This is a genomic window from Rhodovulum viride (genome assembly GCF_003265965.1).
Lineage (GTDB): Bacteria > Pseudomonadota > Alphaproteobacteria > Rhodobacterales > Rhodobacteraceae > Rhodovulum > Rhodovulum kholense.
In genome coordinates this window covers 1-6,933 of sequence record NZ_MUAV01000052.1, presented here as the reverse complement: position 1 = coordinate 6,933, position 6,933 = coordinate 1, and the positions used below count along the sequence as shown (strand labels likewise).

Below are 6,933 nucleotides of genomic sequence, written 5' to 3'. Positions count from 1 at the left end.
CTGTGGCCGGTTCCCCCGGCCCCTTGAGGTGGATGCGCGCGGCGCGCTCCGCCTGTGCGTTCGACAGGCCAAGTCCCTTGACCATCAGTTCGAACTCCCGCTCGGTCAGCCGGTCCCCGGCCTTGAGCTTGTTCACAACGTCGTCCATCCCATCCGACTTCACGGCAGAGATCCGCGCCCGCTCGTTCATCGGGAAGGTGACCGGCGAGATTTCGAAGAGGTCCGCCTTCTTGATGACACGGACATTGCCATCAGGCTCCGCTTCCCGGGTGCGATACCCGATTGAAAGGCCACTGATCACATCGGCCTTCATCAGGGCGTGGATCTCCCGCGCCTTCGCTACATCGAGGACGAGCCGCCCCTTGCCCCAGAGGCCTTTCGCATCCTCGGCCAGATCCTCCCACACGCCGATGGGCTGATACGGATCATGGTTCCACAGCATCTTGATGCTGCGACCGGATTGCCTGGCCTTGGTCATGCCCCCGACGAAGGCGCCCGGGGCGATCTTGTCGCCGCCGTTATCGACGTTTCCGAAGATCGCGGCATAGCCCTCGACGGTGCCATCGTCGGTCAGCGCCTTCAGCTCAAGCGCGAAATCACTGTGCTCCATTGTTCGTCTCCGCTTCCGTGATCGGCACGTTCTGCATCTGCATGCGCGGCACGTCGCCACCAGCAACCGGCGGCATTCCCTCAAGGCCACGCACCTGATTGATGGTCATGGCGCCGATCTGCGTCATCGTCTGGTAGTAGGTCGCCCGCTCGGCGCTGGAGCCGCGCAGCAGCGCCTCCATGTTCACGCGGACGGAAAGCCCTGCCGCGCGCTCGGCCGCGCTCAGGAGTTGTTTCGCAACCGCCTGTTCGATGCGCTTGATGCGCCGCCGCAAAGTGAACTTCTGGAAGATGAGGCCTTGCTGCTCGACGCTCGTCGGCCAGGCCGTCGATGCGCCCGCATGGCCAATCATGACGGGCGGGACCGCGAAATATCGGCAGATCTCCTCCACCGAAAATTGCCGCGTCTCGATCATCTGGGCATCTTCCGGCGAGATGCTGATATGCTGGTAGTCAAACCCGCCCTCGGCAATGAACGGGCGGCCGGCGTTCATGGCGCCGAGATACTTTTCCGGAAGCTTTGCCTCCACCAGGTCGCGCTGTTCTGCCGTCAACCACTTGTCGAACTTCAGCACGCCGCTCGGGCGCAGACCGTTCTTGAACATGCCGGCAGCCGCACGATCGGCCGCCAGCGCCGAGGAAAACGCCTGCCGCCCGAATTGCAGCGTGGACATGCCGCCGAGAGGATCGCCGCCGGGGCCACGAATATGCAAAACGTCGCGATCCGCGCCGACATGGGCTTTCCCGTCGCGGGTCCAGCGATATTCGAGAGCCCCGGAGGAGAGCCGCCGAACCGTAACCGCCTCGGGGTGGATCGGATAAAGAGCCACCACCCGCGATCCGTTGCGCTCGACCTGCGCGTAGCCATTGCCCCAAAGCTCGATGCTCAGGTTCAGATAGTCCCAGAAATCAAGTGCGGTCTGGTCGAAATTCGGGCTGTCGTAGATCACCGAGTGCAGCGGGTGCAGGTCCGCCAGCCCATCGACGCCATTTCCGCCGCGCCGCCGCACCTCGAATGGCAGGGACGAAATGGTGCCTGAAATCAGGTTGGCGCAGGCCCATACTGCGGACAATGCCATGGAAGACTGTGCCGTCACGATCTCCCCGGCATGGCCCGCGCCGCCCCCGAGAGCCGCCGCAAGCGCCCCATCCTCGACCTTGGGCAGCAGATTGACCGTGTCGGCTTTCTGCTCCACCGGCCGCAGCCACCCGGCGATCCGTTGTCCGATGCCCATCAGGAAGCCTCCAGGGCAGCGAGAAAGTCGTCCATGTTTCCACCTTTCTCGCCGACCGATCGCGCGGTCGCGGCCCCAACCGCCGTCGCCAGGGCCACCGCCATGTCGATCCGCGCCGTCGCCTTGTGTTTCGTGAACCGCCGCAGGTCCGCCGGAGAGCGGTCGAACGTGGCCGACATCACTGCGGCCCGAAGCGCCGGATTCACATGCACCCGAAGCCGCTTCTCGAGGATCAGCGTCTCCAGCTCATCGACGCTGCCCGGCATCCAGAGCGTGATTTCCTCGCCATCTTCGGTATCGCGCTTTCGCTTGTTCCAGCCCTGCGGATGGTCGAGCATCGGCAGCGTGGCGCCCATGTCCCCGATGATCGCCTCAAAATCCGCGATCAGGAACGCGTCGTACGCCACGAAATCGAAGTCGAACCGCTCGACATCATCCAGCAGATCCTGCGCCACGAAATCGAGGCGGGTCTTCTTGCCCGGCGTTGCCGTCAGAAAGCCCGCATCGACCCACAGATCGTAAGGGGCCCCGTCCCGCTCGGCACGCGCCCGCAGCGTGTCGGCCGGCGTGTAGCCATGCACGAATGCCGCAAAGAGCGGCTTTCCATCCTCGGCAAACCCGTCCTCGAAGATCAGCGCCTTCGCCGTCAGGTCCGCCTTGGCCGAGAGGTCGAGCCCGGCACAGCAGCGGTGCCCGGCGAAATCGTCGAGGACCAGGCTGTGGTCCTCGATGGCCTCCCACGCCGCCCGGGAGATCCATGCGGACTCGGCGTCCGTCCACTCGCAGAAGTGCAGGCGGCGGATGCCGTTGGCCTTGGCCGGGATGTCTCGTGCCTGCTTGACCTGGAGCGCCAGATAGGCCGGCGTGATCGTCACTCCCAGCAGCGGGTTGGCCTTGATCCAGCAGCCCGGGTCGGTGAAGGGGTCGTCCCCCTCGTCCAGCGCGCAGACATAGCTGAAGGTCGTGTCGTCCTCGACATCGCCAGCCGCAACGGCGACCGCGTGCTTGCGCTCCTGCCAGCAGATGCTTTTCCGGTCGCTGCCGGAGTTGGTGATCATGATCAGCAACGGCTGGGTCCGGAACTTGAACCCGCGTTCCAGGATCTCGATCACCCCGCCATCCGGGTGCTCGTGAACCTCGTCGCAGAGCGCGAAATGCGGGCGAGGCCCCGAGCCCGTCTTCTTGGTCTCCCGCGACACCGGCCGAAAGAACGATCCGCTCTTCAGGTGGGCCAGGTTGTATTCCCGCCCCGGCCCGCCGCTCCGCCGGATGCGCGCGGAAAGCCTCGGCGCCTTGTCGAGCATGTTCACGGCGTCACGGAACAGGATGCTCGCCTGCTCCTTGGTCGCGCCTGCGGCATAGATCTGCGCCCCGGCCTCGCCATCGGCCACCAGCCCGTAAAGCCCGATGGCCCCGACCATCGGCGACTTGCCGTTGCCCTTGCCCTGCTCGATATAGGCCCGCCGGAACCGGCGGAACCCGTCCGACCGCTTCCATCCGAACAGCGAACCGCAAATGAACTTCTGCGACGGCTCCAGCTCGAACGGGGTTCCGTCGAACTGCCCCTCGCTCAGCCGCAGCACATCGCGGCAGAACCCGTAGAACCGTTCCGCCGCCGCCGTGTCCCATACCAACCCGCGCGCCGGCCCGTCCTCGAGGTCGCGCAGGTGGCGCCTGCAGGCATCCCGGACATGCGGCCCCGCCACGATCCGCCCGGCCGCCACGTCCAGCGCATAGGCCGTCGCGGGGTCAGTTGAAGTAGGCGTCGGCCGGGTCGTCATCAGGCTCCTCAGGTGCAGCCACCTTGCTTCTGTCTGACGGCGTGCCACCCATCGCAGAGAGGCAGAGACGGAATTGCGCGAGCGCGTTCACGCCCATCGCCGGGTCGGCCATCATCCGGGCGCGCAGGCGTGACGCGGTCTCGGTGATCGCCCGGTCGCTTGCCCCGAGCCACGGCATCTCATCCGCGAACATCCGCCAGGCCTCCTGCTCGATCTCGCCGAGATACGCTGGCGGGTCGCCGAGGCCCTTCACCTTCGGCGCCGCTCGCCCTTTGTGACGCTGCGGGTTCTTCGCGGCAGCGCCCGTTACCGCCGCCACATCGGCCGGCAGCCGCGGGTTTGCCATGGGATTGCCCTCATTCGTGGAACTGTGGATGCGAGAAGAAACCTCCCCACGCCGGTTGCCGCCTCCCCAGCCGGGAACTTTCAACACCCCCCCGGTCACTCAGGCCAGGTCGGCCACCCATCCTCACCGAAGCTGGGCCGCAGCCTGCGCCCCTGCGCCTCGGCCGCCTCACGCTCAGTCTTGGCCTTGTGGCAGTCCGCACAGATCGCCTGGAGGTTCCCCTCGTCATCGGTGCCGCCCTGCGCCTTGGGCGTGACGTGGTCGCACTCGGTCGCGGGCGTGACGCGCCCCGTGCGCAGGCAGGGCTGGCACAGCCATCTGTCTCGCTGCATCACGCTCTTGCGGAGAGCCTTCCACCCTCGGCCATATCCGCGCTCAGCGGCGCTTCGCCTGTCTCTCCACTGGCCCGCCATTGGTTCAGCCCGCCTCGCCGGTGACGCGGATCATCAGCCAGCCCGCCGCCGGGACGGTCTCGACCGCGCCATCGGCATAGGTGATCTCGACCTCGGCGGCATAGGTGCCTGCCGTGCCGGTATCGCCTTCGGCCCAGGCGTAACGCACAATGCCGTCCGGGTCCTGTACCGTGGCGGGGGCGTCGATGGCCAGCGCCGCAGATGGGTCCCACCAGGGGCGCATCAGAAAGCGGACGCTGGCGCCGGTCAGCAGACCACTGCCTGCGGCATAGCCCGGCAGCTGGTACTCGAGCCCGGGTGAGGTATCGCCCCGCTTGATGGTGAAGGTCGTGCTCATTGCCATGCCCTCAGGCTGCCGGGGCCTTGCTGCCCGGTCAGGATCTTGCCCCTGCCCGGCGTGTCCCCGGGCCGTGCCCAGCGTCGGCCGGACACTTGCCCCTGTGTGTAGGCGCCGCCCGTGATGGCGACGGCCGAGGCGATGGCCCCGCCGCCGGTCCGGTGCGTCTGTGCGACTGCGCCGCCGGTCGCGTCGATCCGCGCCGCCACCGATCCGCCCGCGAGGGCATGGGTCTGGGCCAGCGTGCCGCCTGCCACCGTGGCCCGCGCCGCAATCGATCGGCCCCCGATCCGGTGGGTCTGACCGAGAGCCCCGCCAGTGATGGCCACCTGTGCGGCGATGCTGCCGCCCGGAACCGCCGATATGTCCCCGATGGCGCCGCCGGTGACGGTCCCTTGCACCGTGACCGATCCGCCGCCGATGCTGTGGATCTGCCCTAGCCCACCTCCCGCCACGGCTGCCGGTGCCGATACCACGCCACCGCCTATGGCATGCGTCTGCCGCAGATCGCCGCCCGTGGCCGCCAGGGCCGAAGCGATGGCCGATCCGCCCAGCCGGTGCGTCTGACCGACCGCGCCCCCGGAGATCGATCCAGCCGAAGCCGCCGCCCCGCCGCCGATCTCCTCTGCCGTGCTGGCGCCCGGGGTCGCCACGCGCAGAATGACCACACCACCCGCGCCCGGAGATCCCGGGATATAGTTCCGCGTCGTGATGCCGGGGCCGCCTTGGCCCGGAAGGCTGGGCGTCTCGGCCTCGGTCGGCACGTTGACGTCGAGCATCCAGACCCGGCCGGTGCCGCCCGCGCCATAGTCGACAGAGAGACCGGTGATCGCCGACAGGACGCCGGGACCGCCGAGGCCTCCGGTCTCGGGATCGGCATCGCCGCCGTTTCCGCCCGCCCCGCGCCCGCCGCCGGAATGCTTGCGCCCGCCGCTGACCCGGGTGCCGTCGCCGCCCCGATAGGAGGTCGGATGCGCTGCCCCGAAAATGCTGTCGTCCGCGTCCCGCGATCCGCCCCCGCCGCCATCGGTCGGCAGGATCGCCACGCCGCTGCTAAACCCGCCGCCATATCCGCCGCCACGCGCGGTCAGGCCAAGCGCGGAACTTTCGCCCCCGGAAGTTGCTTGCGAGGCGGTTGACGTCCCACCCAGCCCGACCGTGATCGCCAGCGTCCCGGCCGGGACCGCCTGTGTGCCCACCAGTACGTCGCCGCCGGACCCGCCGCCCGAGGCGCCGTAGCTGGTCGGGGCCGAAGCCCCGCCGCCGCCGACGATCAGGTAGTCGATATCGCCCGGCGTTGCGACGTCGATCTGCGCATCGAACGGGCATTCGTAAATGTCGAAACTGGTCCCCGCGACGGTGACCGTGGTTTTGGTCGCCCCGGTCCCGGAGACGGCCGAGATACGGGCATAGGCCACCTCAGCCTCTCAGCTCGCGCCGGTATTGCACTCCGGAGGCCAGCATCAGGACCAGCACGATCAGCACGGGCCACCAGAGCGCGGCCAGCACCCCGCCGGTGACATAGGCCAGATCCTCGAGCCCGTCCGAGGGCGCGGCCCCGTAAAGCCGCCATTGCGCGACCTCCCACAGCACATAGCCCGCGAGAACCGGCAGCGCGGCCCAGGGGCCCAGCAGCAGCACGGGCAACAGGCCGACGATCAGCGCATGCCCCGCCTGGTTCCGGGCATGGCCCCAGGGGTCGGTCAGGAAGGCGCTGGGGCTGCGGAAGAGATCGAGGATCAGCATCACGCCCCCGTCGCTTCGAGCGCCGCGATCAGATCGGCCAGCGCCTGCGCCTGCCGGAGCGGGGCGGCCGTGGCGCCCGACACCGCCTCGATGCGGGCGATGTAGCGGGTCTCGACGCCCTCGCGCAGGATCGTCGCGGGCTGGATCAGGTCGGCGAACGCCAGCGTGTCGAGCCACGCAGCCCAGCTGTCATTCCAGGCAATCGCGGCGGCGTCGATCTGCGCCAGGGCCGCGCCGAAAGCGGCCAGCGTCTCGGGACCGCCGAGCGAGGCCATGAAGGCCTCGGCCGCCACGGGCTGTTTCTGGCCCTCGGCCAGAGCGGTCAGGCAGGCGAGCTTGGCCGCGCGCAGCGCCTCGATGGCGCCGTCGAGCTCGCGCAGGCGCAGGTCGCCCGAGGTATCGCGGATGTAGCGCAGCGCATCGGCGGCGGCGATCACCGCCTCGGCCGCGCGCGGCATGGCGGCGG

At 68.6% G+C, this 6,933-nt stretch carries 9 protein-coding genes; all 9 read right to left on the bottom strand.

The window, feature by feature from the left end; translation table 11 throughout:
* Positions 1 to 610 (bottom strand): HK97 family phage prohead protease (locus BYZ73_RS20355; RefSeq protein ID WP_112317462.1); only part of this gene is annotated, 610 nt, incomplete at its 3' end.
* Positions 597 to 1,844, bottom strand: coding sequence for a phage portal protein (locus BYZ73_RS20350; protein ID WP_075788842.1), 1,248 nt, complete (start codon positions 1,842 to 1,844; stop codon positions 597 to 599). The genes BYZ73_RS20355 and BYZ73_RS20350, both read right to left, overlap by 14 nt.
* Positions 1,844 to 3,625, bottom strand: coding sequence for a terminase large subunit (locus BYZ73_RS20345; RefSeq protein WP_112317461.1), 1,782 nt, complete (start codon positions 3,623 to 3,625; stop codon positions 1,844 to 1,846). Before BYZ73_RS20345 ends, BYZ73_RS20350 begins: the two co-directional genes overlap by 1 nt.
* Positions 3,594 to 3,971, bottom strand: coding sequence for a hypothetical protein (locus tag BYZ73_RS20340; protein ID WP_108028614.1), 378 nt, complete (start codon positions 3,969 to 3,971; stop codon positions 3,594 to 3,596). Before BYZ73_RS20340 ends, BYZ73_RS20345 begins: the two co-directional genes overlap by 32 nt.
* Positions 3,972 to 4,066: 95 nt before the next feature.
* Positions 4,067 to 4,303, bottom strand: coding sequence for an HNH endonuclease (locus BYZ73_RS20335; RefSeq protein WP_245943251.1), 237 nt, complete (start codon positions 4,301 to 4,303; stop codon positions 4,067 to 4,069).
* 85 nt (positions 4,304 to 4,388) lie between these two features.
* Entirely contained in the window at positions 4,389 to 4,727 is a 339-nt protein-coding gene (locus BYZ73_RS20330; RefSeq protein WP_181498138.1) for a hypothetical protein, read from the bottom strand.
* Positions 4,718 to 6,139 carry a glycine-rich domain-containing protein gene (locus BYZ73_RS20325; protein WP_112317459.1) on the bottom strand — a complete coding sequence of 474 codons (1,422 nt, stop codon included), beginning with the start codon at positions 6,137 to 6,139 and terminating at the stop codon, positions 4,718 to 4,720. The genes BYZ73_RS20330 and BYZ73_RS20325 overlap by 10 nt, the downstream gene beginning before the upstream one ends.
* A 1-nt stretch (position 6,140) precedes the next feature.
* The gene (locus tag BYZ73_RS20320) at positions 6,141 to 6,467 is read right to left on the bottom strand and encodes a hypothetical protein (RefSeq protein ID WP_112317458.1); all 327 of its coding nucleotides are present in this window, start codon (positions 6,465 to 6,467) and stop codon (positions 6,141 to 6,143) included.
* The coding region (locus BYZ73_RS22960; RefSeq protein WP_181498137.1) for a hypothetical protein at positions 6,467 to 6,933 on the bottom strand (467 nt) is incomplete at its 5' end. The genes BYZ73_RS22960 and BYZ73_RS20320, both read right to left, overlap by 1 nt.

Excerpts from the sequence above, each read along its gene's own strand:
- BYZ73_RS20350 (WP_075788842.1), bottom strand. The coding sequence starts at position 1,844 with ATGGGCATCGGACAACGGATCGCCGGGTGGCTGCGGCCGGTGGAGCAG.
- BYZ73_RS20345 (WP_112317461.1), bottom strand. The coding sequence starts at position 3,625 with ATGACGACCCGGCCGACGCCTACTTCAACTGACCCCGCGACGGCCTAT.
- BYZ73_RS20340 (WP_108028614.1), bottom strand. The coding sequence starts at position 3,971 with ATGGCAAACCCGCGGCTGCCGGCCGATGTGGCGGCGGTAACGGGCGCT.
- BYZ73_RS20335 (WP_245943251.1), bottom strand. The coding sequence starts at position 4,303 with ATGCAGCGAGACAGATGGCTGTGCCAGCCCTGCCTGCGCACGGGGCGC.
- BYZ73_RS20330 (WP_181498138.1), bottom strand. The coding sequence starts at position 4,727 with ATGGCAATGAGCACGACCTTCACCATCAAGCGGGGCGATACCTCACCC.
- BYZ73_RS20320 (WP_112317458.1), bottom strand. The coding sequence starts at position 6,467 with ATGCTGATCCTCGATCTCTTCCGCAGCCCCAGCGCCTTCCTGACCGAC.